The following is a 23,504-nucleotide window of genomic DNA, read 5'->3' on the forward strand; positions in this document are numbered from 1 at the left end:
GCCAGACAAACTGATGGAGGCTGTTTTGGAAGAGCAAGCATCTGGCTTCGATGACCATGCATTGGCGCCGATGGTATCGCTGGAACTGAATGTTGCGACGTTCAAATCTCAGTGGCAGTTTTGCGACAGGATTACCGAATATCTCTCCGACATTCTCGGCCAAGGTCACAGCGACCCGGCTCGATATTCGAATTTTCTTTCCGTCGCGGCCAACGAACTCATTGAACTTGCCTTCCGCTCGACGCGTGAGCCGGGAAGGATAAGTTTCAGTCTCTATCGCGGCGCGACGTCCAACCGGCTGAGAATTGCCTTTGCCCGCGAGGACCGCGAGAGCACCGGCATGAGGTCAACTGGACGCCAGCCTCTCCCGGGCGCCGGGCCTGACCTGAAGTCCGACGGGACGATTTTGCTCAAAGATCTGGCCACCATATTCCGTGCCGCTATCCGAATTGAGCAGGACGGCACCCACGGGATGCAGATCATCGCGGATTTCCCCTCGGCCGAGGATTTCCAATGAACCTGCTTGCCCGCCCGTTCACCGTCCATTTTGATCCGACAAATCAGGAGCTGCTGCTGTCCGGCAAGATGCGGCCCGAAAGTGCAAACGAGATTGCCGATGCTCTTAAGCTGGTGCGGCAAACTTTGGAACAATACAGCGGCGTCGTTTACCTGAACGTCAAACGTTTGACGCACATCAACATGACGGCGTTTACAGCCCTCTCCGATATTTTGACGGCACACTGCCGGACAAGGCCGGAACGGAAGATCGTCATCATTACGTCGAGCGTGGTGGCCTGGTCGACCTCATTGTTCCAGACGTTGGCGACATCACAGCCAAACCTGTCGGTTGAAGTCTACGATTCGGCGTTTTATCCGGGCCAGACCTTTGTCGAGGATGAGAGCTTCATCCCCATCCTGCGGACCCAGACGAAAATGACATGGAGGCACGAACGCGAGCTGCTGCCGCGCCACGGCCTGCGCAACGGCCTTGTCATGGCGGACATCTGTTGCGGAATTGGTGATTTCGCCGCCTTGGTTCAACGGGAATTCAAACCGGAACGGCTTGTGGCGCTCGATCATTCCATGCGCAGCCTCGACTATGCCCGCAGGGTCGCTGCCGACTTCGATCTGCAGGGGATCGAGTATACCTATGGCGACGCCTCTCAAATGCTGCTTCGGGACAACCAGTTCGACTTTGTGACCTGCCGGCATTCGCTGCAGATTTTCAACCGTCCCGAGATGCTGTTGCGGGAGCTTTACCGCATCTGCAAACCCGGCGGCCGTGTCTACATCACCAACGAAAAAAATTCGCATTGCCTGGGCGAGCCGCATGCGGAAACGATCAAATGGACTTACGAGGAAGTCGCCAAACTGTTCAGGCACTTCGACATGGATGTCGAGATGGGGCCGAAAAGCCGGCATCTTCTCGCCGATGCGGGATTCGATGCCATCAAGGTCGATTGCTTCATGGTGACGAACCTCGACGGGGATCCTCAGGACTTCGCCGACATCATCGTAGCCTGGGAGAATGTCTATGCTGGTGAGATGGCGGTCCGGCGCGGCGACTCGGTGGACTTTATCCGCAGGTTCCGGCAAGGGTTCAGGGATCACGTTTTTGCCGCCCTTCACCCCAAGGGTTATGCCGGCTGGCCGATCTGGGCGGCTTCCGGACGAAAGCCACTGTGATGGGAGGCAGATCACTGAAAAGACCGGCAGGAATAGGCTTTCGGGCAAAGTTCATCCTGGTCGTAGGCGGAGCTGTCCTCTTCGACCTGCTGGTCAGCGGCGGGCTGGCGCTCTGGAACGTTCAGAGGCTGTCGCGCGACGCAACGCTCGAGGTCGGCCAGGGTCTCGAAGCGGCAAGCCAGGAGTACATCCGCACCTACGCGGATTCGACAGCGTCACAGGTGAGTTTGCTGCTGCGGCAGGTTCATAGCGACGTCAGTACGCTCGCCGGCGTGCTGCAGGCGCAGATCGACGATCCCGCGCGCAATTCCGACGTCGGCGCGGCCATCTCCCGCACATCTCCGGGCAGCGTCAGCCTTTCCTATGATCCGCAGGGGAAGTGGTCTCAGAACGCTCCGGGCTCGGTCTCGGTCGTGAGCGTCTGGGGTTACCTGCTCGGACAGGACCGGCAGCCAAGGCAGGACGTCGAGAGCGATATCCGCACGAGCGCGGTTCTGGATCTTGTTGCGCCGAGCCTGCTGCAGCACGGTGCTTCGAAGCTGCAGATGTATTACATCGGCTCGAAAGAACGGCCGATCTTCAGAACGGCGCCCTATACCGACCAGGCCCAGACTTTCGATCGCCTTTATCCCGGCCATAACGAGGCCAATTTCTGGGACTTCTTTTTCCCCGGACTTTACGAATCCTGGCAGGGCTGGGCCAAGGATATGAAGACGCGGCCTGTCGCGGATGACATCACCCAGACAGCGCCCTATACCGACGCCATTACCGGCAAGCTGATCGTCAGTTTCTTTCATCCCCTATGGACAGCCGACAGGCAGGATGTCGCCGGGACAGCCGGCGCCGACATCACGCTCGATCAGCTGGCGCAAACGGTTGAAAATGTCAAAGTCGCCCAATCGGGCTTCGGGTTTCTCGCCATGTCCGACGGCAATGTCGTCGCGATTAACAGCACGGGCGAAAAAACCCTCGGCCTGCGCTCCGCAAGCGGTGCGAGCGGAACCGGCGTGACCGGCCTGGAGCGCTCGCTGAAGGGAAGCTCCCAGCCTGCAATCGCCAAACTGGCCCTCGACCGCGAACAGGGCATCCAACACTTGCTGTTACAGCAGGACGGCAGCGAGGTCCCGTATATCGCCATCGTGAAGAAACTGCCTGCGACCAATCTCTGGGTCAGCGGCCCGGTTCGCCAAGAGGCAATGCTGCTTGGGGTGGTTGTGCCCGAGCGTGAAATCGACGCCTCGCTCTATGCGGCCCAGGCCAAGATTTCCGAGGCGACGAACCGGATCGTGCTCTACCAAATTCTGGCGATCCTGATGTCCCTGCTGATCGTGACGATCGCGGTCTTTGCGGCATCGAAACGAATAACCAGCGGAATCAGCGCCCTGGCAGGTGCTGCCAAGCGAATCCAGACGAAGGATTATTCGGTCAGGGTCGCCATATCGAGCAAGGACGAAGTCGGTGAGGCCGGTGAAGCCTTCAATCGCATGGCCGAAGAAATCAGCTATCACACCGAAAATCTCGAGCAGCTCGTCGAAGAGCGGACCGCTCAAATCGAAGATGCAAAGGAAGAGATTTCGACGCTGAACGCACAACTGCAGCGAGAAAACAGACGTCTTGGAACGGAGCTCGCCGTCGCCGAGAGAATCCAGCTGATGGTGCTTCCGCTGCATCAGGAGCTCGAGGACTTTCAGGCACTCGAGATCGCCGCCTATATGAGACCTGCGGAAGAGGTCGGCGGCGATTATTACGACGTCTTGAAGAACGGAAACCGGTTGAAGATCGGCATCGGCGACGTCACCGGACACGGGCTGGAAAGCGGCGTGTTGATGCTGATGGTTCAGTCTGTCGCCCGCGCCCTGCAGGAAGCCGGAAACACCGATGCCGTCGAATTCTTGACAAATCTGAACAGCGCCCTGTTCAAAAATATCGTCAGGACGAAAATCGATAAGCACCTCACTTTGGCGTTTCTTGACTACGACGGAAAAGAGATGATCCTGTCGGGGCAACACGAGGAAGTTATCGTCGTCAGGGCAAACGGGGAGGTCGAACGCATAGACACCATGGATCTGGGCATACCGATCGGGCTGGAAGCGGATATCTCCGCCTTCATCAAAACCCGTGAAATCGCGTTCGAAAAGGGGGATCTCATACTCTTGCATACCGATGGCGTCACGGAAGCCGAAAACGACGCCGGAGAATTGTTCGGCATGGACCGGCTGTGCTGCGAAGCCGTTCGCCTCAGGAATTTGAGCGCTGAGAAAGTCGTTTCCGAAATTGTGGCGACACTCATGCTCTTTATCGGATCGCAGAAAATCTACGACGACATCACGCTTCTCGCAGTACGGCATAGGTGAGTCATGGCGCCAACGGTATACGGCATCGAATCTCTGACTGACATAAGCCTGGATTCGGGCACGCGCCTCACCTTGACCGATGGACCGCTTCAGCTTGGATGGAAGCACTCGGGCATGACGGCCGACTTCATCGCTGAGGTCATGGCCCTGCCCTTTTCACGTTCAAGAAAGGACTACATGCAGGCGCATCATGACATCGGCTATCTCAGCAACGAGCTGATCGAAAACGCCGTCAAGTTTCGACAGCCGGGTGAGATCCTCATTGAAGCCGGCATATCCGAGGGGAGCTTTTTGATACGGGTAAAGAACACCATCGACGGCGCGACAGCCTCACGCTTTCAGCAACTGCTGCGCCGCCTGCAATCGAAGGATCCTGGGGAACTTCTTCTTGAGCAAATCGAAACCAACGCCATATCGTCTGCAAGCGGTTCCGGCTTGGGCTTGCTGACCCTTTTGAGCGATTACGACGCAAAAATGGCATGGGCATTCGAAGAGAATAATGATGAGCGTATTATCCTGACGACGACTGCAGCCGTGGCAATGCCGCCCTCCTCCAATCCGTGAGCGAAGAATGGAAATCAGCGACGAAAACTTCCGTGTATGGGCGGAACAGAACGAAGTCTATTTCGACGGCGTCTTCCGGCTGGCCGGACCGGACGCCTATGCACCGATCTATTCATTGATCTCCGGCCTGCTCCACGACGGGCACAAACAGGTGACGTTCAACCTGACCGGTCTCGAGTTTCTCAATTCCTCCGGCATAAATCTCCTGGCCAAGTTGACCATCGAGGCCAGAAAGATGGGCGACCTGCTGCTCATCGTCAAAGGCACGCATCAATATCCCTGGCAAGCCAAATCCCTCCCGAACCTCAAGAAGCTGCACCCGCTTCTTGATTTGCGGTTGGCGTAATTTTGGGCGTCCGTGCTTCAAGGCATTCATGTCTCCACCCCTATTCCGGTGCTCGTCACAGAAATCCAGCCACGGCGCGTCCGCGCCGTGAACGAACCAAATCGCGCGGAAAAAGTCTTTCACGCCCAAGGACTTGGGCGCACGGGATTCCTGTGACAAGCACAGGAATGAGGGAGCACGGCTGGCGTCCACGCGCCCAATCCTCCGCTCACATGGTGTAGCACACACCCTGTTCCAGCTCGCCCCTCCCGCATCGACTCCACCAGATTGGCCGCGATGATGGCCGCCGGCACGTCGGCGGTTAGAACCGACTCTGCGCCGTGAATAGATGTTTGTGCCCGCCCTCCCTCCGTCGTGCTCGGCCTTGAGCCGAGCATCCACCGCACCGTGGCGTGGGTCCTCGGCCAAGGCCAAGGAAGACGGAAAGTGGGGCTGGTTTTCCAGCCAAACTTGGGGGCTTACAAGCCGCTGCGTCTCGGCTGTTTCATCGGGCCGGCACACCTTTCCACCCTCACCAAGTCAGCTAAGCCGGCGTTTCCTCTAAGACCATAGCCGTGGGCCGGGACCAGACCTCAGTCCGATGTGCAGAATGCGATCGCGGTTTAATCTTTCACAACTGCTTACGTCGTGAAACTGCACGGCGCCTATTGATCTGATCCGGAGGAAAACGATGCGGATAGCAACCTTAGCGTCTCTGGCTGTGCTCTCGCTGGCTCTTGCCGCAGGCCCGGTCACGATTGCCGGTATTGATATGGCCGCGCTAGCGAAGGACGGCGGCAATGGTGGTGGCAACGGCGGCGGTAACGGCGGCGGCAATGGCGGCGGTCATGGAAGCAGCGGCAGCCACGGCAGCGACAACCAGGGCAGAGGTTCAGCCAATAGCGGCTCCAAATCGACAGGCTTGAAAGGCAAATCTTCGGAAGCGGAAGGCAAGTCCAAGTCGGCAAGAACAGACAGGGTCACAAAAGAGAAAAACCTTTCGGCGCAGCTTGCGGGCCTGAACTCCTTGAAGCGGAATTACAGGGCGTTGATGCATACCTCGGACCCACGCATGACGGCCATCTCGGCCTATGCCGTGGCTTATGCCCAGTATGAAATCGACAACGGAATCGAGCCCACAGCCACCGATCCTCTGCTTGGGGACGCGGCGCTGGAGGATGCATTGGCTTCCGCAACGAAATCCGGTCAGGTGAGCCCGGCGGTCCTGGCTGAAGCGAAGACCATTCTGGGCGTGGGCGATGCGAACGGTAAGATCGATCAAATCCGCACCTCGCTGGAAAACGCCGCGCCGGCGACGTCAGACGAATAGCCACCAGTGGGTTGCGTGAGGTGCGCAGCTAATCGGTTATGTTGCGCGCCAGACTATGAGAGCATTTCCGTCTTTGTTTGAGTAACGGAATGCTCTCTTTTTTTGAGCAAATTCGGGGCGCGAACGTGCTCTGAGAGATCGGCAGGGATGCCCCTCATCCACCTGCCGACACCGATCGGAGTCGAGCCACCGGCCTCGATTCCGGTCGGATTAGGGTAACGGGCAGCGACCTGACGCACCGTTCGGCGCACAGGCGGGGTGGCGCCTCAAGCCGCCTTGCTCGACGGAGACTTCCGCTACGACGATTGTCATATCGCGGCCATAGGCGCGGAAAAACTGGCGGGCCTGGCTGAACCTGCTGCGCGGCGATCGCCACCTGAAAACCTCGCGATTCCCTGAACCGGTTTTTCGCGCCTTCGCGAGTTTCGGCCTCGGGCTTGCGCGAGAAGCCAGGCGGTTTACGTGCCGCCTGGCTACGAAAATCAAAACAGCAGCTATTCCACCGTAAGCGTTCCGTCCCCTTGGAGTATTTCTTCCCCCAAAGCGAATTGATCGTCGCGCATTTTTCCTTATCGAACTTCTCGCACATCTTGTTGCCTTTGATGCTCCATGTGCCCTTGTAAGTGGCCTTGTCCCGTCGGCAGTCGCTTCAATCGTTCCGTCTGGTTTATAAGTTGTGATGCCCGATTGCGTCTTTGACTTCCAGTGGATTGGGTGGCCTCCAACTCGCCTTTCAACTGCTCCCCGGTCAAGGTTGCGGCATATGCACCAGGTGCTGAGACTAGCATAATGAAGCCAGAAACCGTGATCGCTTTCATCGTCCACTCCTTTCTTCCTAAGCCGCTTCTGCCGAAACTGCGTTAGAGCGTAAGCGTTGTGCCGGTCTCACCTAGAAAATAAACTTTGGATGAAATGTCTGGGGTAGAAGACGCGGCAAATATGTATCGAACGGAGCGCTAATTGTCTGATCGCCGTCCTCAGCGGGGATTCAAGTCGCGATGCCGCCCGGTTTCGATTTGAAGCTTAGCTTCAGGAAAGACGTGGGCCATAATTACCCGCTTCCGGTTTGTGCTAATCGTCCATGGCACTTGTACTGAGGACTTGTCGAGAAAGCGGCGCAATTTTTTCCACCAACGCTTGGCATCAGGGTGTGCAGGCTTTCCAATGGACTTGTAACGATCTTCAAGCCAGTTGAATTCCGATCTGGCGAGACTTCCTGGTGCTTCCTGACCAGCCTCAGCGAAGCTGAATGTATAAGGTCCCGGCAAATTGCCACCAAACCATGGCGACGTTTGGCCACTGTGCTGCATCGTCTGGAACCAACCGGCGAATGGATCGGCGACGATCTCATCAGGAATATTGCGGTCAACAGACGGAATGTTGAGCGCCCCGCTTTTGACATGCCACAGCGCGTATATCTGCTCTTCCAGCACCTCAATGGAATCGACTGCCTTCCACTGGCAGATGCGGTCCTGTTCTGAATTTTTGACGATCCACGCGATATGTGGCTCGTCGTTGATCCAGGTTCGGATTAAATCGGCGTCATTTTTGGTCGCATAGATAATCATATTCACGCCTTAAAAAGCCGGAGAAGTCCCTTTTGAATCTGGCGATAGATATTTGTGATAATAAAGCAATCCGCAATTGGCTGATTGGATCATAGGTGGGAGTCGTTATGCATTCCAAGGTAAGCGTTCATTGATCTTGCTCTGTTTGTGACCGTTAACAGGCCTTTTGGATAGATGTTCGCCGTGCTCTACGTAACCGATGGTCTGCCCCCACATTGCCCGCTGTCGCCTGATCTGTGATCGAGTTTCCATGGACGAGTAACAAGGAGTTTCTCCATGGACATTACATTGGAGGTTCTCACAGCACGGCGGAGTCGACGTGAGGCTCACCGTCAATGGCCGGACGATGTCAAGGACGTTCAAACTTGCAGGGGGCTGCCCCGCTCCCCGAGCGCGGTGAGCGCTGGACAAGGGTCGCTACTCGCACCAGTGATTCCTATGGTTAGGTCGCGTGAAGCCTTCCTGCGGTACGGGAGTCCATAAGGAAATGCCCCGCCAGGACGGGTCATTTTGTATTACCTGATGCCGCTTTAATCAGCGATACCGCACGGAGGGGCGCGGCAGGTCGAGGGATGACAGAGTTCGGAAAATCTTCAATTTACCTGAACTACTAATCCTGCTGCGGAGCCCGTTACCTTAGCCATGGCCGGATTGACGGGTCAACGCAGAGGCGGCGCCCTCCGTAAATCCTTCTTTTTTAGCTGGAGAGATCGGCCGAGACGATCGCCGCAGCACGCTGGCGGTCAGGAGCGGCTGCGTAGCCTAGGACCATAGCCGAGGCCGCGAACCCGACCTCAGCCCGATGTGCAATGCGCGACCGCAATCTATCTTTCATCAGGTTAAAATGGCATGCACATTGGGCGCCAAGGCAGCCGCCGACCAAGATCTCACATGGCGCCAAGATTATCTGAAATCGCTTAGAGAGACCGGCCGAGAGTTCGCATCTCGGCAAACACGTGAAAGAATTGCTCTCTCATGCTGTCAAAGCTGGACGGTAAATCGTCACCGACCCTTGCCTCAAACTGATAGTCATCGGACGTATCCCTGGTGTGTCGCGTGAGCGAGCCCGAGATTTTCCTTCCACCGCTTTTGGCAGTGTAACTGCTTGACTGTTTATCGTCTGGGCTCGTGAAACGGTTCTTGATGAACTCACATTGAAGTCCGATGAGTGCTGCCGGCACGAATTTTCGTCCCAAGAAAATTGCGACCTCGCTTCCGGCGACGGTCTGAATGAGCACCTCGTTGCTGCTTGGATGGACAAATATCTTGTATTCGAGACGCGGGGGCAGTGCGTTCATAGGTTCCGCCCATGCTCCGTAAACGGAGCGTATCCGTTTAAGACGTCGCATCCGGGATTCCCGGTCGTAACCTGGAATTTCGTGCTCGTAGAAGCCAGCATTGAAACGATGAACCGCCCTGGTGAACTCGATCCTATCGGCAAGGTCCGGGCTTCGCGTCTGCTGCCAACCATCGAACTTAAGATGGTTCGCGGCCGTACCTAGCGCGGACAACAAGATCTCCATTGCGCTTTCGAAGACCTTTATCTCAGGTTCCGAGAGACCGTTATAGTCGGGGCGCTCGACAGAGGCCGGCCGATATCGCAGCACCGGTTCGAACGGCTTTCGATGCCTTTCCAGCTCACTCAAGCGCTGCAACAGCCTGTAGCCTTCTTGCCTATCCATCGGCACCTCCGCCTTTTATAGAACCCTTCGGTCAAGCGGCCTTCTCAACCGCCGGCTCGCCCATCGCCTGCGGCTTGCCAAGCAGATAACCCTGCGCCTCGTCGCATTGTTCTTCCAAGAGCGTGTCGAGTTGCGCCTGGGTTTCCACGCCCTCCGCCAGCACCGGCACCTCAAGGCTGCGGCCAAGGGCCAGGATGGCGCGGACGATCGCCTTTGATTGCGGGCTGGTTTCGACCTCGGCCATGAAGCTCTTGTCGAGTTTGATCTTGTCGAACGGGAAGGAGCGCAGCGTTTCCAGTGAGGAATAGCCGGTGCCGAAGTCGTCGATGGCGATCGACACGCCGAGCGCCTTGATCTGCCGCATCGTCCGCAAGGCCTTATCCTTGTCGACGATGATCGAGCTTTCGGTGATCTCGATTTCGAGACGCCGCGGGTTCAGGCCGGTTTCCGCAAGGATCTCCGATATGACGGCGGCCATATCGGCATGGCCGAGCTGAATCGGCGAAAGGTTGACGGCGATCTTGTGGTTGTTGTTCCAGCTCGCCGCCTCGCGGCAGGCTTCCCTGAGAACCCATTCGCCGATCGGGAGGATCGCGCCGCATTCCTCGGCAAGGCCGATGAAATCCATGGGCGGGATGTTGCCGCGTTCATGATGGCGCCAGCGCAGCAGAACTTCGTAGCCGGTGATCTCGCCCGTCCGCACCGATTTTTGCACCTGATAGTGCAGATGCAGCTGGCTGCGGTCGATCGAGGCCCAGAGGTCCTTGGCGAGCGAACGGCGGCGGCGCGCATGCTCGTCCATGGCGGCCTCGTAGAAGCAGACCTTCTGCAGCAAGGATTGTTTGGCGCGGTACATGGCAAGGTCGGCATTGGCGAGAAGGCCGTCGACTCCGGCCGCATCGCTCGGATAAACCGCCACGCCGAGGCTGGCGCCCGTCTTGATCTCGAAGCCGTCGATCGTGACCGTCTCGGTGAGCGCGCCTTCCAGCCGTGCGATGAAATCGTGGAGCGCGCTCAGCTCATCGAAGCGCTTGGTCGCGGCGAACTCGTCTCCGCCGAACCGGGCGATGAACTCGCCCTCCTGCCGCGCTTCATCGAGACGCCGCGCCAGCTCGACAAGCACCTTGTCGCCGGTGCCGTGCCCGTGCTGGTCGTTGATCTCCTTGAACTTGTCGAGATCGATGCCGATGACGGCGACATTGCCCCTCACCCGGTCGGCGATCATCATTTCCTCGGAGACGCTCTCGCCGAACTGTAGCCGGTTCGGCAGGCCCGTCAGGCCGTCATGCTTGGCAAGGAAGGCAACCTGCTCCTCGGATTTCAGGCGATCGGTGATGTCTTCGAAGGTGACGACCCAGCCGCCATTGGGCAGCATGTTGACATTCTGCTGGATGGATATGCCGCTCGGATATTTGTGAACCGCGCTGCCGGCGCCTGATCTGATCAGCGCCATGTTCCTGGTATAATGCGCCTCGGCCCGCGCGGCCGCCTCGCCGGGATCCTCCGTATTGGCGGCATAGCCGATGTCGACGATCTCACGGTAGATCATGCCGGGACGCACCGATCCCTCGGGGAACCGGAAGATTTCCAGATAGCGTTTGTTGCAAAGCAGCAGGCGCTCGTCCCTGTCGAACATGCAGATGCCCTGCCCGATATTTTCGAGCGCGACGTCGAGATTGCGGGTGACCTCCTCGATCCGGTCGGCATCGTCCTTCTGCTTGCTGTTATCCTTGGTGATCTTGGCATAGCCGATCAGTTCGCCGGCCTCGTCATAGATCGGGTCGATGACGACATGAGCCCAGAAGGAGGAGCCGTCCTTGCGGTAACGCCATCCCTGGGCTTCGAACTTGCCTTCACTGCGGGCGGTTCGAAGCGCCCGCTGCGGCAGGCCTTTGCGGCGATCTTCCTCAGAATAGAACAGCGAGAAATCCTTGCCGACGATCTCGTCGGCGCTATAGCCCTTGGCACGCTGGGCGCCGGCATTCCAGTTGCTGACCTTGCCATCCGGATCGAGCATGTAGATCGCGTAGTCGGTCACTCCCTGCACCAGGAGCTTGAAGTTGCGCTCCGCCCCGGCCGTCTTGGCCTGCGAGCGCACGGCGAAGATCGCGGCCGCAAAACCCGCCGCCAGCAGCGAAATGGTGACGGCTGCGATCGTCACCGCCATCAGCGCCGGCGAAAGAAGCATGGCGGGATTGAGCGCAGTGATCCCGGGAATGACCGTGATCCCCGCCATTGCGGTGAAATGCAGGGCAACGACACCAAGTGTCAGGAGAACTGTCGGCGCCAGCTTACCCAAAGTCGACCGGCCGCTCCGGCCGGCAAATCGAAAGGCCGCGACCGAAAACGCCACGCCGAGAACGACTGAGGCCGTCACGAAGCCCGTATCCCACGAGATTTCACCGGGGAATTCGATCGCCAACATGCCGGCGAAATGCATAGACCAGATACCGACGCCGAAGAGCACGCCCGCCAGGACGTTCGCCACCCATCTGTCATAGGCGATCTTGGCGGCAACTGCCGCCGTGGTCGCCACGATCGCGACCAAGAGCGAGATCAGCGTCAATCCGGCATGATAACCGACGACGACGCCGGGGTCGTAGGCCAGCATGGCGATGAAATGCGTGGCCCAGATGCCGAAACCACCCGCCGCCCCCGCTGTCGCTAGCCACACCCACCGAACCGCGCCATCGGATAAGGTCGCCCGATGCAGCAGAACGAGCGCGCAATGGCTGGCGAGAAAGCAGATCAGACCCGCAAGCCCGACCAGCGTGAGATCATGCTGGTCGGTAACGCACGTCAGAACGGTAAACATGGAAGAGGCCCTCGATTTCAGAGGGCACGCTAATCAGCGGTCGCTTAAGGAAGGTTGAAATGGGCGGGCGACGAGTGCGGAAATGCCGGTGTTTGGGAGGGTTGGGCGTGGGGTTGTGAGATTAGGGTTTATCGCGGGTGTCTTGGTATGGTGAATGGATTTTCGACTGACGCGGAGGGCGAGGCCCCGCGAAATAGGACTTCCCCTGCCCCACCACGACCGGATGCAGGCAGATCCGATACGCGTCGATCAGGCCAAGTTCGGTCAGGCTGTGGGCGAGCCCCGGGCCGACGACTAGACTAGATCTCCCCAATTTCACCCAAGCACGGTGGTAGCGGACTTGGATGAGGGGAATCTAGGATGTCCATCTTGCTAAGAAATTTGTCGCTACTGGTTGGAATAACATTGGCGGTACCAGCCTTTGGCAATTGCTTAACCGCCAATGAGACCAAACAGGGCGTGCTGATGACCAGAGAGGCGCCTTTCTATTCCGTATTCTACAAGCCGAACGGCCCGGGTCTAACCGAACAACGGCTGGTGGAGCGCGACGGTTCGCTGCAGCCAGTCTCGGCTGTATATCTGCACCCCTTGCTCGTCGAAAAGAGAGTGAGTGCCAGCGGGACGCATGAGCTGAAATACGCGAATGCGATTGCGTTAGACGATCTACCCCAGAAGAAGAACTGGCAATCAGACACCACGCTTTTCATCAATGGCAAAAAATCCGTTTCGGGCACGACCTTCATGAGGTTCGACGGCTTGGGAGAGGAAACTATTGCATCTTGTTCCTACAAAGTCTGGGCCATCAACAGCCGTCTGGAACTGACGGAATTGCCTCCGATTATTTTCGAACAATACTATTCCCCCGAGCTTCATCTCGTTCTTCGTTCGGTGAGGCTGAACGCCTCCAACCAGCCATTGAGCGAGGTTCGATTTGATCGATTCCAAATCGGCTGGGGCAACTAGGGGAATGTCCACTCTATCATCCCAGAAAGCCCGCTGGGCGTGACCTTGCCCCATTGGAATAATCCATTTTGAGGTCAGCTCTGGCCCATTGAGAGGACCAGGGAATGAAGCGCAATCGTTCACAGACGAACAGATCATCGCCGTTCTGAAGGAGCACAGTGAGCCTGCGAACGGCACGCCGGTCTCGGAGCTTTGCCGCAAGCAGGGCGTCAGTGATGCCAGCATCTATAAATGGATGGCAAAATTCGGCGGCATGGACGTATCCTAAGCCAAGCGGCTGAAGACGCTGGAAGACGAGAACACGCAGCGGAAACAATGCACTTTGGCACCAATTTGGCACCGCTTATGCCTAGCTCGACAACATGATACTGCAATACGATAGCGGAATAATCGCTTAAAACGTGGACTTCCCAAGAGCTTCGAAGCACGAGGGCTGCCGCAATAGCCTCAGCCTTCACGCCCCCTCATCGCCCATGAGTTGGTATCGTGATCGGGGTGCTGGTTGTTGCTCTCTTTGATCGCCGCAGCCCAGTCGGCGCCGTTGGTTTCGGTCGCGCCGGTATTTTCGATGCCGGTGATCGTATCGAACCATACCACCATGTTCTCGGTGCAGGTATTGGCATGCGGCGGGAAGAGGTTTGGGTCGTCGAGCGAACCGATCATCAGGTTGGTGCGGCCGTTTTCGAGGTGGTGGAAAAACAAGGGCGTGCCGCAATTGGCGCAGAAGCCGCGCTCGACAAGCTCCGAGCTCTTCCAAATGCCCGGCTTGCCGCGTGTCCAGGTGAGCACATCATCGGGCGCAGCAACGAGCGCGGCAAAGATGTTTCCCGAGGCTTTCTGGCACATGCGGCAATGGCAGAGATGCGAATTGTCGAACATCGCGGTTGCGTGGTAGCGCACGGCACCGCACTGGCAGCCGCCGCTGAGCTGCATCTCGATGCGTTTCATTTTTTCTCCTCCTTCAAGAGGTGGGTTGGGCTTCATCTCTTTTAGGTTGTCGTTTTTTGATCGTCCAGCCTGGCCGGAGATTGCAGTTCGGCGAATGCAAGAAGCAGCGTTGGAGGGTGCTTCGAGGCTCCGCCCTTTCGGGCTACACGCCTCAGCACGAGGAGCCTTGGAGAGTACCGCAACCTCTCTCCGACCTCATCCTGAGGTGCCCGCAGGGCCCTCGAAGGACGGGGCGGGTGTGACGGAGCTAGAGATTTCTCTCTCGAAGCGCATCGACGATGACGGAGAAGGCCGGGAGGTTCTGCCGACGGCTTGGGTAGTAGAGGTAATAGCCGGCGAATTTGGGGGTCCAGTCTTCGAGGAAGAGTTGGAGACGCCCTTCCGCGATATGCGTTTCGATATAGCTTTCCGGAACGAAGGCGATGCCGTAGCCTTGAAGGGCTGCGGCGACCATTTCGCGATCGGTGTTGAAGGTGAACTGGCCCTCCACCCTCACCCGGACCTCCTCGTCGTTCTTTTCGAATTCCCAGGCGTACAGTCCGCCCACCCGGTCGAGACGCCTGTTGATGCAGTTGTGATGCATGAGCTCCTGCGGTGTCGTCGGCACCGCTCTTGTCTTGAAATAGTCAGGGGAAGCGATGGCCACCAGCCGCCAGTCCGGCCCGATCCGCACCGCGACCATGTCCTTCTCCAGGCTCTCGCCAAGACGCACGCCCGCATCGAAGCCATCCTCGACGATGTTGCGGAAGCTGTTGTCGACGCTGAGTTCCAGTTTGATATCCGGATATTCCCCAAGGACGGGGGCGAGCTTCGGCCAGACCACGCTTTCCATCGCGTGGTTCGAAAGGGTGATCTTGACGGTGCCGGCCGGTTTGTCGCGATAGGCCATCAATGCCGCGATATCCGCCTCGATTTCGGAAATGCGCGGTGCAAGCGATTGCCGGAGACGCTCGCCGGCCTCTGTCGTCGCCACGCTCCGCGTCGTGCGGGTGAGAAGCCGCAACCCCATGCGCGCTTCGAGTTCCTTCACGGCGTAGCTCAGCGTCGATTGCGCGACCCCCAGTTTCGCCGCGGCCCTGGTGAAGCTGCGTTCCTCCGCCACCGCCAGGAAGAGCAGCAGTTCATTGAAATTCTCGCGGGCCACGGCGATATCTCCAGTCATTCCGATCCGACGCCATTAATAGCCGATTTCGATAAGTCCATGCAAATTGCAACGGCTAATCGGAGTTATCGAATGGTGCTATCCATCTCCCAAAGAATGAGACGGGCATTCCGCCCGGACAGGAGATGACCATGCTCGGCACCGTCCTTCGCGCCCCCGGCGATATCCGCTGCGAGGAAGTCGCGGAACCGAAAATCGAGAAACCCACCGACGCGATCATCAAGCTGTCGGCGTCCTGTGTCTGCGGCTCCGACCTCTGGCCCTATCGAGGCCTTCAACCGGTGAATGCCCCGCAGCACATGGGTCACGAATATTGCGGCGTGGTCGTCGAGGTCGGCAGCGAGGTCAGGACCGTCCGGCCCGGCCAGTTCGTGGTCGGCTCGTTCTGCCTGTCCGACAACACCTGCCCGCATTGCCGCTATGGCTTCCAGTCGTCATGCGAACATCGCGAATTCATGTCGGGCGCGCAGGCTCCCTATGCCCGGATCGCTATGGCCGACGGCACACTGGTCGCAACCGACACCATGCCGTCCGACGACCTGATCCCGAGCTTGCTCGCGGCTTCGGATGTCCTTGGCACTGGCTGGTATGCGGCCGATGCCGCGCGGGTCACGCCGGGATGCACGGCGGTCGTGGTCGGCGACGGCGCGGTCGGCCTGATGGGCGTGCTCGCGGCCAAACAGCTTGGCGCCGGCCGCATCATTGCGATGAGCCGCCACAAGCAGCGCCAGGAACTGGCGCTCGAATATGGGGCGACCGACATCATCACCGAGCGCGGCGACGCGGGTGTCGCCAGGGTCAAGGAATTGACTGACGGAGTCGGCGCGGACTCGGTGCTGGAATGCGTCGGCACTGAGGAGTCGATGATGCAGGCGATCAATGCCTGCCGCCCCGGCGGTTCGATCGGCTATGTCGGCGTTCCCCATGGCGTCAGTCTCGACGGACAGATGCTTTTCTTCGCACAGAAGAACCTGTTGGGCGGCCCTGCCCCGGTTCGCCGCTTCCTGCCGCACCTGATCGATCTCATCCTGTCGCGCAAGATCAACCCCGGAAGGGTCTTCGACCTCGAAGTGCCGCTCGCCGATGTCGCCCAAGGCTACAAGGCAATGGACGAGCGCTCGGCGATCAAGACGCTTCTGCGAATGTGACGTCCGGTTTCCGGATCACCCCCCGAAACTTAGCCGTCCGAGATTTCGAAATCGACGACGCTGGCATGGCTTGTCGGCGCGACCCTGGTCGCCGGAACGGCGACGCGCAGCCGTCGCCCGGCGCCATGAACAACCCCGCTTAGAAGGGACAGCCCGATGGACATCAATTACGACATGAAAATCGAAGCCAAGACGACGCCGTGGAGTGCGGTCATCTGCATGATGCTGACCTCCTTCGTGCTCGTCGCGTCGGAATTCATGCCGGTAAGCCTGCTGACCCCGATCGCCGACGAACTGGCGAGCACCGCCGGCCAGGCAGGTCAGGCGATCTCGATCTCCGGTTTCTTCGCCGTCATCACCGCCTTGTTCAGCAACGTGTTGTTTGCGCGTTTCGACCGACGACTGGTGATCCTCTGCTACACCGTCGTGCTCCTGGCGTCGGGCCTGGCGGTCACCTTTGCCCCCAATTACCTCATATTCATGGTCGGCCGCGCGCTCATCGGCGTGTCGATCGGCGGCTACTGGTCCTTGGCGACGGCGATCATCGCCCGCATCGCCTCCGGTCCCGACGTGCCGAAGGCGCTGGCCATGCTGCAAGGCGGAAGCGCGCTCGCCGCAGTGATCGCCGCACCGCTTGGAAGCTTCCTCGGCAGCCTTGTCGGATGGCGCGGCGCCTTCTTCATCGTCGTGCCGATCGGCATTATCGCCTTCATCTGGCAAGCCATCGCCCTGCCCCGGATGCCGGGTGGCCAAAGCGGATCGCTCGGCAGGACCTTCAGCCTGATGGGCAACCGCACTTTCGCCCTCGGCATGACGGCGATGATCCTGTTCTTCATGGGGCAATTCGCGCTCTCGACCTATCTCAGGCCGTTTCTCGAAGACATCACCCATCTCGGCGTGAACACGCTCTCGCTGGTGCTCCTCGGAATCGGCCTTGCCGGCCTCGCCGGAACCTCGCTGATCCCCTCCATGCTGCGCTCTCACATGGCCCACGTGCTCATCGGGTTTCCGGCGGTGCTGGTGACCGTGGCCCTGGCGCTCGTCGGCCTTGGCCCCTTCGCCTTCGCGACGGCCGGCTTGCTGCTTTTCTGGGGCTTGCTGACGACGCCGGTGCCGGCGGCATGGACGACCTGGATGACCCGGACAGTCCCGCACCATCTGGAGGAAGCCGGCGCCTGGTTTGTCGCCCTCATTCAGTTTGCGATCACTTCAGGGGCATTCGCCGGCGGTCTGTTGTTCGATCATGTCGGCTGGTGGAGCCCGTTTGTGTTGAGTGCGGTGACCATGCTGGGTTCGGCGGTGACTGCGGTTGGGGTGACGCGGGGGTTGAGACGTTAGGCGGTGGCCGCCTAAAACACGGCGTCGCCGTATATTGGTTGGACTTATGTAAGCGCCGGCGTGCCGTGTGCCCCCCTCATCCGACCCTGCGGGCCACCTTCTCCCCGCTGGGGAGAAGAGGGAGCAAGGCGCGCCGACATTGTCCAACGAACCCGATTCTTCTGAGGCACTCCATTCAATGGAGTCCAGGCGAAGCGGGATTCTCCCCTCTTCTCCCCAGCGGGGAGAAGGTGGCCCGCAGGGTCGGATCAGGGGGCCACACGGCACACCCTCCATTATCACCGTTCTATGCGCCCTCGCCTCACCCCTCCAACTCCACAATCGCACAGCCATACCCCTCAAGCTCCAGCCTCCCCTTCACCGCCTTCCCCCCATCCAGCAGATCTCGCCCGGCCGGCACGCCGCCGATCGTCGCCGGCTGGTCCGTATAGTTCTGCACAAACAGCAGCCGCCGCTCGTCATTCATCCGCATCGTCACCTCCACGCCTTCGGGCAGGCCGCCGACCAGCGGTTCGATGCCTGCCTGGGGGAAGAGGCGTTCGGTCAGCGCTTCGGTCAACTCAGGCGTGAGATAGGTGCCGAGATAGACCACCTGCCCCTTGCCGACCTTGCGGGCGGTCGCCATTGCCCAGCCCTCGGCATAGCGGTTCGACCAGGCGGCGATCACTTCGACGTCGCTATCGACGGTGAGGTTTTCATAGAAGTGGCCGGCGGTGATTTCGCGGTTGCCGATCTTGAAGCGGCGTTGGCGGCGCTGGGATTCGGCCGGTTTGTTCGGCGGGATGACGAGACCGCCGGAGCGCTCCATCACGTCGAACAGGCCGTTGGCGCCGGGGGCGGTAAGACGGCCGAAATCTTCGACGCGTACGCCGGTGAGTTTAGACAGCGCGGTGCCCGGCGCGGTTTGCCGGATGACGTGGTTGTCTTCGTCGCGGGTGCCGGTGCGGGCGCCGATGACGACGGTGCCGCCTGAGGCTGCGAAGGCTTCGAGCTTGGCCGTCCATTCATCCTTCCACATCACCCAATGCGGGACATAGAAAAGTTTCAGCCTGGAAAGATCGTCTTCGGGATGAATGAAACCGCAGGCGATGCCGCGATCGTAGCAATATTGATGCATCAGGATCGCGTCGTCCTGCGGGCTCGGCAGGCCGATCGGATAGGTCTTGTGGGCTTCCTGATTGTCGAAATCGGAGCCGGCGATGCCGACATCCATGCGCACATAGGTGCCGAGGATCTTCGGCTGCAGCGCGATCATCTCGGTCGCGAAGCGCTTGGCCTCCTCATAGCGGTGGCGGCCGATATCGTCATGATCGATGATGCCCATCCAGTAGATCTCGGCGCCGAAATGGGCCGGGCGCCAGCGGAAGAACATCAAGCCGTCAGCCCCGTGGGCGACCGAGGAGAGCGCCATGCGGCGCAACTCGCCCGGCTCCGGCGTCAGCGTGCAGAAGCCCGGCTGGCTGCCGAAACCCGATTGCTGCTCGGGAACGATGTAATTGCCGGAGAAGCCGCGGCAGATATCGAGGTGCAGCGCCTGCACCTTGGCGTGGTTGCCGAGCCGCTGGAACTCGTCATAGAGCATCGGATAGATGTCGTAGCCGACGAAATCGAGATCCTTGCTGAACTGCCCGCGGAAATCGATATCCCTCAAGCCCCCGAGATTGTGGAAGACGAACCAGGAGGGTTTGACGGCTCTGAGGATTTCCACCTGATCGTGCTGGAAGCGCGCGGTGGAGAAGGCGAGGAAGCGGTGGTAATCCTGCAGATGGCCGGGGCTCGGGAAGGTCGGGCCGAACTCGATCGGCAGCACCACCTGATCGAAGCCGTCATAGGCCGTCGCCCAGAAATCGCCGCCCCAGGCCCGGTTGAGCTTGGCGATCTCGCCGTATTTATCGGCGAGGAAGGCCTGGAATTCACTTAGCGTCGTCTTGGAAAAGCTCTCCGGCATGCTGGTGTTCAGCTCGTTGTCGGTCTGCCATCCCACGACATGCGGATTGTCGCGGTAGTGCTCGGCCATCGCCTTGGTGATGCGCTTGCTGTGCTCGCGGAAAACAGGGCTTGCCGTGTCGCAATGCTGGCGCGAGCCGTGGCTCATCGGCCGGCCCTTGCCGTCCACCCTTAAAATTTCAGGGTGGGCTGCGGTCAGCCAGCGCGGCGGCGTCGCCGTCGGCGTGCACATGATCGTATCGATGCCGTAACGCCCGAGCAGTGATATGGCACGGTCGAACAGATCGAAATCGAAAGCACCGAGCTTCGGCTCGAGAATGTGCCAGGCGAATTCTGCCATTCTGACGACATTGAAGCCGGCTTTGGCCATGCGCTCGGCGTCGCGTTCCCAATAGCTTTCATCGACATGCTCGGGATAGTGCGGGGCGCCGACGAGGAAGCGGTCGGTCTTGACGGGGTTCCATACGGAGAGGGTCTTATCGGACACGGTGGGTCTTTCCTTATCTGTCGAGAATGGTCTTGCGGGCGCTGATCGTGCGGCCGCCTTCGGATGAAAAGAGATAAAGCTCGCTGGCATCGAGCTTCAGCGCCACCTTCTGCTCAGCGGCGAAGGGCGCGACGTAGCTGAGCTGCACGGTGATGTGGCCGGTGCCGCTCTCCGAGGCGATGGTTCGCATATTGCCCGCGTCGACATAGAGAATGGTTTCGCGGCCGAGATGCTCGACCAGCCGGACATCACCTTCGATCGCCCCGCCCTGGCTGGCATCGGTGACGATCGATATCGTCTCCGGACGAACGCCGAGCGTCAGGCTGGCGCCTTTTCCAAGCGCCGACGGCTGCGCCAGCTCCACTGTCACCGGCACGAGGCCGGGTGCCGAAACGGTGATATTGCGGCCCGACACGTCGTCGACGGTGACGCCGAGGAAATTCATGCGCGGCGCGCCGAGGAAGCCGGCGACGAAAAGATTGTCGGGGTTGCGGTAAAGCTCCAACGGCGAGCCGACCTGCTCGATGATCCCCTGGTTCAGCACGACGATGCGGCTTGCCATGGTCATCGCCTCCACCTGGTCGTGGGTGACGTAGACCATGGTGGCGCCGAGTTCGGCATGCAGGCTGCTCAATTCGACGCGCATCTGGGTGCGGAGCGCCGCATCGAGGTTCGACAGCGGCTCGTCGAACAGGAAGACCTCGGGCGAGCGGGTGATCGCCCGGCCGATCGCCACACGCTGCCGCTGGCCACCAGAAAGCTGCTTCGGGCGCTTGTCGAGCTGATCGGTAATCCTCAAGATCTTGGCGGCGCGTGCAACGGCCACGTCGATCTCGGCCTTCGGGCGCTTGGCCATGCGCAGGCCGAAGCCCATATTCTCCGCCACCGTCATATGCGGATAGAGCGCATAGGACTGGAAGACCATGGCGATGCCGCGATCACCCGGTTCCTGCTTGCTGACGTCGCGGCCATTGATCAGGATCTGGCCGGAGGAAATCTCCTCCAGGCCGGCGATCGATTTCAAAAGCGTGGACTTGCCGCAGCCCGACGGCCCGACCATGACGATGAACTCGCCTTGCGCCACGGAAAGATCGATGCCGCGCAACGCATGATAGCTGCCGTAATTCTTGTTGATCTCACGGAGTTCGAGACTGGTCATGTCCTGGCCCTCTCTTGTTGAAATGGAAAACGCACGCTCATCCCTTCACCGCCCCCATGGTCAGGCCGGCGATGAAGTGGCGCTGCATTAGGAAGAACATCACCACCGGCGGCACGGCGACGACGATGGTGCCCGCGGAAATCAGGTTCCAGGCCGAGACCCATTCGCCGCGCAGATTGGCAAGGCCTGCGGTGACCGGCTTGACGCTGTCGCTGACGGTCAGCACCACCGCCCAGAAATAGTCGTTCCAGATGAAGGTGAAGATCAGGATGGCAAGCGCCGCCAGTGCCGGCCGCACCAGCGGGATCGCCACATGGATGAGCGTCTGGAAGGGCGACGCCCCTTCGGCGCGGGCCGCCTGAAAGAGTTCGTCCGGCAGGGCGGCGATGAAATTGCGCATGAACAGCGTCGCGAACCCGGTCTGGAAGGCGACATGGAAGATGATCAGCGCCGCCGTGGTGTCGATCAGGTCGAGGCGGACCATCAGGTCGCGCACCGGGATCATCATGATCTGATGCGGCAGGAAATTGCCGCCGACGAACAGCGCGAAGATCAACATATTGCCGGGAAAGCGGTAGCGCGATAGCACGTAGCCGGCGAGCGTCGAGAGCGCCAGCACGCCGATCACCGAGGGAATGGTGATGATCAGGCTGTTGATGAAGTAGCGCGCCATCGGCGTCTGGGTGAAGACGGCGGTGTAATTATCGATGACACCGATGCCGGTCGGCCATCCCCACAGATTGCCGCCCATGACATCCTCGGTCGAGCGGAACGAGGTGAGGATGATTGCAAACAGCGGGCAGAGCCAGAGCAGCAGCACGATGACGACGGCAAGCACATAGAGGCGGCGCTGCCAGACGGCGGCCTCCGGAATGGGACGAGGATACATCAGCCTCCCCTCTCTTCGCTGCGGATGATGTGACTGAGATACCAGGCGATGAAGACGGCCATGATCACGAAGAGCACGGAGGCGATCGCCGCGCCGTAGCCGAAGCGGTAGGAAAAGATCGACTGCTCGTACATCTGGTAGGCAAGCACCGAGGACGAGCCGAACGGCCCGCCTGAGGTCATCACCGACACCATGTCGAAGGAGCGCAGGGCGCCGACGACGGTGACGGCAATGGCGATGAAAGTGACCTGGGTCAGCTGCGGCAGCACGATGTGGCGCAGCATGTTCCAGCCCCTCGCCCCGTCCACGCGGCCGGCGCCGATCAGCTCTTCGCTCAAATTGTTGAGACCGGCGAGATAGAGCACCATGCAGAAGGTGACCTGCGGCCAGAGAGCGGCGATGACAATGGCGAAGGTGACGAAATGCTCGTCGGACAGAACCGCCGGCGCGACCGCCCCGAAGGCCCGGAAGATCAGCGCGAGAAGGCCGAACTCCGGCGTATAGACCCAGGTGAAGACGACGCCGACGGTCACCGAGGCGAGCACCAGCGGAATGAAGAACAGCGACTTCAGGAAGCGCATGCCGCGGATTTTCTGGTTGACCAGCAGCGCGATGGCAAGCCCGATCGGCGGGGCGGCCATGAACATGACGAGCCAGATCAGATTGTTCTTCAGCGACACGTAGAATTGCGGATCGTTGTAGAGCTCGACGTAATTGCCGAAGCCGATCCACACCATCGGGCCGAAGCCGTCCCAGTCGTGCAAACTGATCCAGACGCTGCGGACGGCCGACAGCAGGATGACGGTCGAAAACAGCACGATCGCTGGTGCGATGAGCAAAGTCGGGGTAAGCCACCAACGCTGGCGGCGCCATAATGTCTGCATGTCAGGAGCCTCATGTTAAAGGTGCGAGGTCTTTCCGCTCGAGCCGCCGGCAAAGCCCGCCAACCCCTCTTTCGTCATGCTCGGGCTTGTCCCGCGCATCTGCACAGGTCGGTGCGCAGCAGATCCTCGGCACAAGGCCGAGGATGACGTCGAGTTGAGGCGGGCGTCGCCGGGAGTAGAGCGACGCCCTCGGTTTGCTGGCAAAGCCTGCCAACTCCCCCTTCGTCAGGCTCGGGTTGTCCCGAGCACCTGCAA

Annotated in this window: 19 protein-coding genes and 2 pseudogenes; 10 read left to right on the forward strand and 11 right to left on the reverse strand. The window is 59.8% G+C overall.

Annotation, left to right across the window (positions count from 1 at the left end; genetic code table 11):
* Positions 1 to 13: 13 nt before the first annotated feature.
* The 6 genes from FHX03_RS20865 (at position 14) to FHX03_RS20890 (ending at position 6,259) form a co-directional block, all read left to right on the forward strand.
* A complete protein-coding gene (locus FHX03_RS20865; protein ID WP_409565146.1) occupies positions 14 to 517 on the forward strand; it encodes a hypothetical protein in 504 nt (167 codons plus the stop codon).
* Complete coding sequence (locus FHX03_RS20870) at positions 514 to 1,686, forward strand: class I SAM-dependent methyltransferase (RefSeq protein WP_183855261.1); 1,173 nt, start codon at positions 514 to 516, stop codon at positions 1,684 to 1,686. The genes FHX03_RS20865 and FHX03_RS20870 overlap by 4 nt, the downstream gene beginning before the upstream one ends.
* Complete coding sequence (locus FHX03_RS20875; RefSeq protein WP_183855263.1) at positions 1,686 to 4,040, forward strand: SpoIIE family protein phosphatase; 2,355 nt, start codon at positions 1,686 to 1,688, stop codon at positions 4,038 to 4,040. The genes FHX03_RS20870 and FHX03_RS20875 overlap by 1 nt, the downstream gene beginning before the upstream one ends.
* 3 nt (positions 4,041 to 4,043) lie before the next feature.
* Positions 4,044 to 4,604: a slr1658 superfamily regulator gene (locus FHX03_RS20880; RefSeq protein ID WP_183779559.1), complete on the forward strand. Its 561-nt coding sequence runs from the start codon at positions 4,044 to 4,046 to the stop codon at positions 4,602 to 4,604.
* Between the two features lie 7 nt (positions 4,605 to 4,611).
* On the forward strand, positions 4,612 to 4,950 hold the full coding sequence (locus FHX03_RS20885; protein ID WP_003593689.1) for a slr1659 superfamily regulator: 339 nt from the start codon (positions 4,612 to 4,614) through the stop codon (positions 4,948 to 4,950).
* A gap of 670 nt (positions 4,951 to 5,620) precedes the next feature.
* Positions 5,621 to 6,259 carry a hypothetical protein gene (locus FHX03_RS20890; protein WP_183855265.1) on the forward strand — a complete coding sequence of 213 codons (639 nt, stop codon included), beginning with the start codon at positions 5,621 to 5,623 and terminating at the stop codon, positions 6,257 to 6,259.
* A 569-nt stretch (positions 6,260 to 6,828) separates the two neighbouring features.
* Here the strand turns inward: FHX03_RS20890 and FHX03_RS20895 are convergent.
* The 5 genes and pseudogenes from FHX03_RS20895 to FHX03_RS20915 form a co-directional block, all read right to left on the reverse strand.
* Complete coding sequence (locus FHX03_RS20895) at positions 6,829 to 7,077, reverse strand: hypothetical protein (RefSeq protein WP_246699274.1); 249 nt, start codon at positions 7,075 to 7,077, stop codon at positions 6,829 to 6,831.
* Positions 7,078 to 7,236: 159 nt separating this feature from the next.
* Positions 7,237 to 7,827, reverse strand: coding sequence for a hypothetical protein (locus FHX03_RS20900; RefSeq protein WP_183779563.1), 591 nt, complete (start codon positions 7,825 to 7,827; stop codon positions 7,237 to 7,239).
* A gap of 917 nt (positions 7,828 to 8,744) precedes the next feature.
* Complete coding sequence (locus tag FHX03_RS20905; protein WP_097626004.1) at positions 8,745 to 9,509, reverse strand: hypothetical protein; 765 nt, start codon at positions 9,507 to 9,509, stop codon at positions 8,745 to 8,747.
* A gap of 31 nt (positions 9,510 to 9,540) precedes the next feature.
* A complete protein-coding gene (locus FHX03_RS20910; protein WP_183779565.1) occupies positions 9,541 to 12,324 on the reverse strand; it encodes an EAL domain-containing protein in 2,784 nt (927 codons plus the stop codon).
* A 121-nt stretch (positions 12,325 to 12,445) separates the two neighbouring features.
* Positions 12,446 to 12,619 (reverse strand): annotated as a pseudogene (locus tag FHX03_RS20915) (dihydrofolate reductase family protein); the annotation flags it as partial.
* 65 nt (positions 12,620 to 12,684) lie between these two features.
* On the opposite strand from FHX03_RS20915, the gene FHX03_RS20920 reads away from it, so the two are divergent.
* The gene (locus tag FHX03_RS20920; protein ID WP_097626006.1) at positions 12,685 to 13,287 is read left to right on the forward strand and encodes a hypothetical protein; all 603 of its coding nucleotides are present in this window, start codon (positions 12,685 to 12,687) and stop codon (positions 13,285 to 13,287) included.
* Positions 13,288 to 13,391: 104 nt separating this feature from the next.
* Positions 13,392 to 13,552: pseudogene (locus tag FHX03_RS20925) on the forward strand (transposase); the annotation flags it as partial.
* A 182-nt stretch (positions 13,553 to 13,734) separates the two neighbouring features.
* On the opposite strand, the gene FHX03_RS20930 reads toward FHX03_RS20925, so the two are convergent.
* Positions 13,735 to 14,235 carry a GFA family protein gene (locus tag FHX03_RS20930; protein ID WP_097626007.1) on the reverse strand — a complete coding sequence of 167 codons (501 nt, stop codon included), beginning with the start codon at positions 14,233 to 14,235 and terminating at the stop codon, positions 13,735 to 13,737.
* Positions 14,236 to 14,482: 247 nt separating this feature from the next.
* Positions 14,483 to 15,379 (reverse strand): LysR family transcriptional regulator, encoded by an 897-nt coding sequence (locus FHX03_RS20935; RefSeq protein WP_097626008.1) that lies wholly within the window; start codon positions 15,377 to 15,379, stop codon positions 14,483 to 14,485.
* A 149-nt stretch (positions 15,380 to 15,528) separates the two neighbouring features.
* Here FHX03_RS20935 and FHX03_RS20940 point away from each other — a divergent pair, with 149 nt between their 5' ends.
* Both FHX03_RS20940 and FHX03_RS20945 read left to right on the forward strand, forming a co-directional pair.
* A complete protein-coding gene (locus tag FHX03_RS20940; protein ID WP_097626009.1) occupies positions 15,529 to 16,545 on the forward strand; it encodes a zinc-dependent alcohol dehydrogenase family protein in 1,017 nt (338 codons plus the stop codon).
* 156 nt (positions 16,546 to 16,701) lie between these two features.
* Complete coding sequence (locus tag FHX03_RS20945) at positions 16,702 to 17,883, forward strand: MFS transporter (protein ID WP_097626010.1); 1,182 nt, start codon at positions 16,702 to 16,704, stop codon at positions 17,881 to 17,883.
* 301 nt (positions 17,884 to 18,184) lie between these two features.
* Here the strand turns inward: FHX03_RS20945 and FHX03_RS20950 are convergent, their stop codons facing one another.
* The 4 genes from FHX03_RS20950 to FHX03_RS20965 are packed head-to-tail and all read right to left on the reverse strand — an operon-like array spanning position 18,185 to position 23,249.
* A complete protein-coding gene (locus FHX03_RS20950; RefSeq protein ID WP_183855267.1) occupies positions 18,185 to 20,317 on the reverse strand; it encodes a beta-galactosidase in 2,133 nt (710 codons plus the stop codon).
* A gap of 13 nt (positions 20,318 to 20,330) precedes the next feature.
* The gene (locus tag FHX03_RS20955) at positions 20,331 to 21,476 is read right to left on the reverse strand and encodes an ABC transporter ATP-binding protein (protein WP_183855269.1); all 1,146 of its coding nucleotides are present in this window, start codon (positions 21,474 to 21,476) and stop codon (positions 20,331 to 20,333) included.
* A 37-nt stretch (positions 21,477 to 21,513) separates the two neighbouring features.
* Positions 21,514 to 22,365 (reverse strand): carbohydrate ABC transporter permease, encoded by an 852-nt coding sequence (locus FHX03_RS20960; protein ID WP_183855271.1) that lies wholly within the window; start codon positions 22,363 to 22,365, stop codon positions 21,514 to 21,516.
* On the reverse strand, positions 22,365 to 23,249 hold the full coding sequence (locus FHX03_RS20965; protein WP_097626014.1) for a carbohydrate ABC transporter permease: 885 nt from the start codon (positions 23,247 to 23,249) through the stop codon (positions 22,365 to 22,367). The genes FHX03_RS20960 and FHX03_RS20965 overlap by 1 nt, the downstream gene beginning before the upstream one ends.
* Positions 23,250 to 23,504 lie beyond the last annotated feature (255 nt).

Origin of the sequence: Rhizobium sp. BK456 (assembly GCF_014194045.1) — a bacterium.
GTDB classification, from domain to species: domain Bacteria; phylum Pseudomonadota; class Alphaproteobacteria; order Rhizobiales; family Rhizobiaceae; genus Rhizobium; species Rhizobium redzepovicii.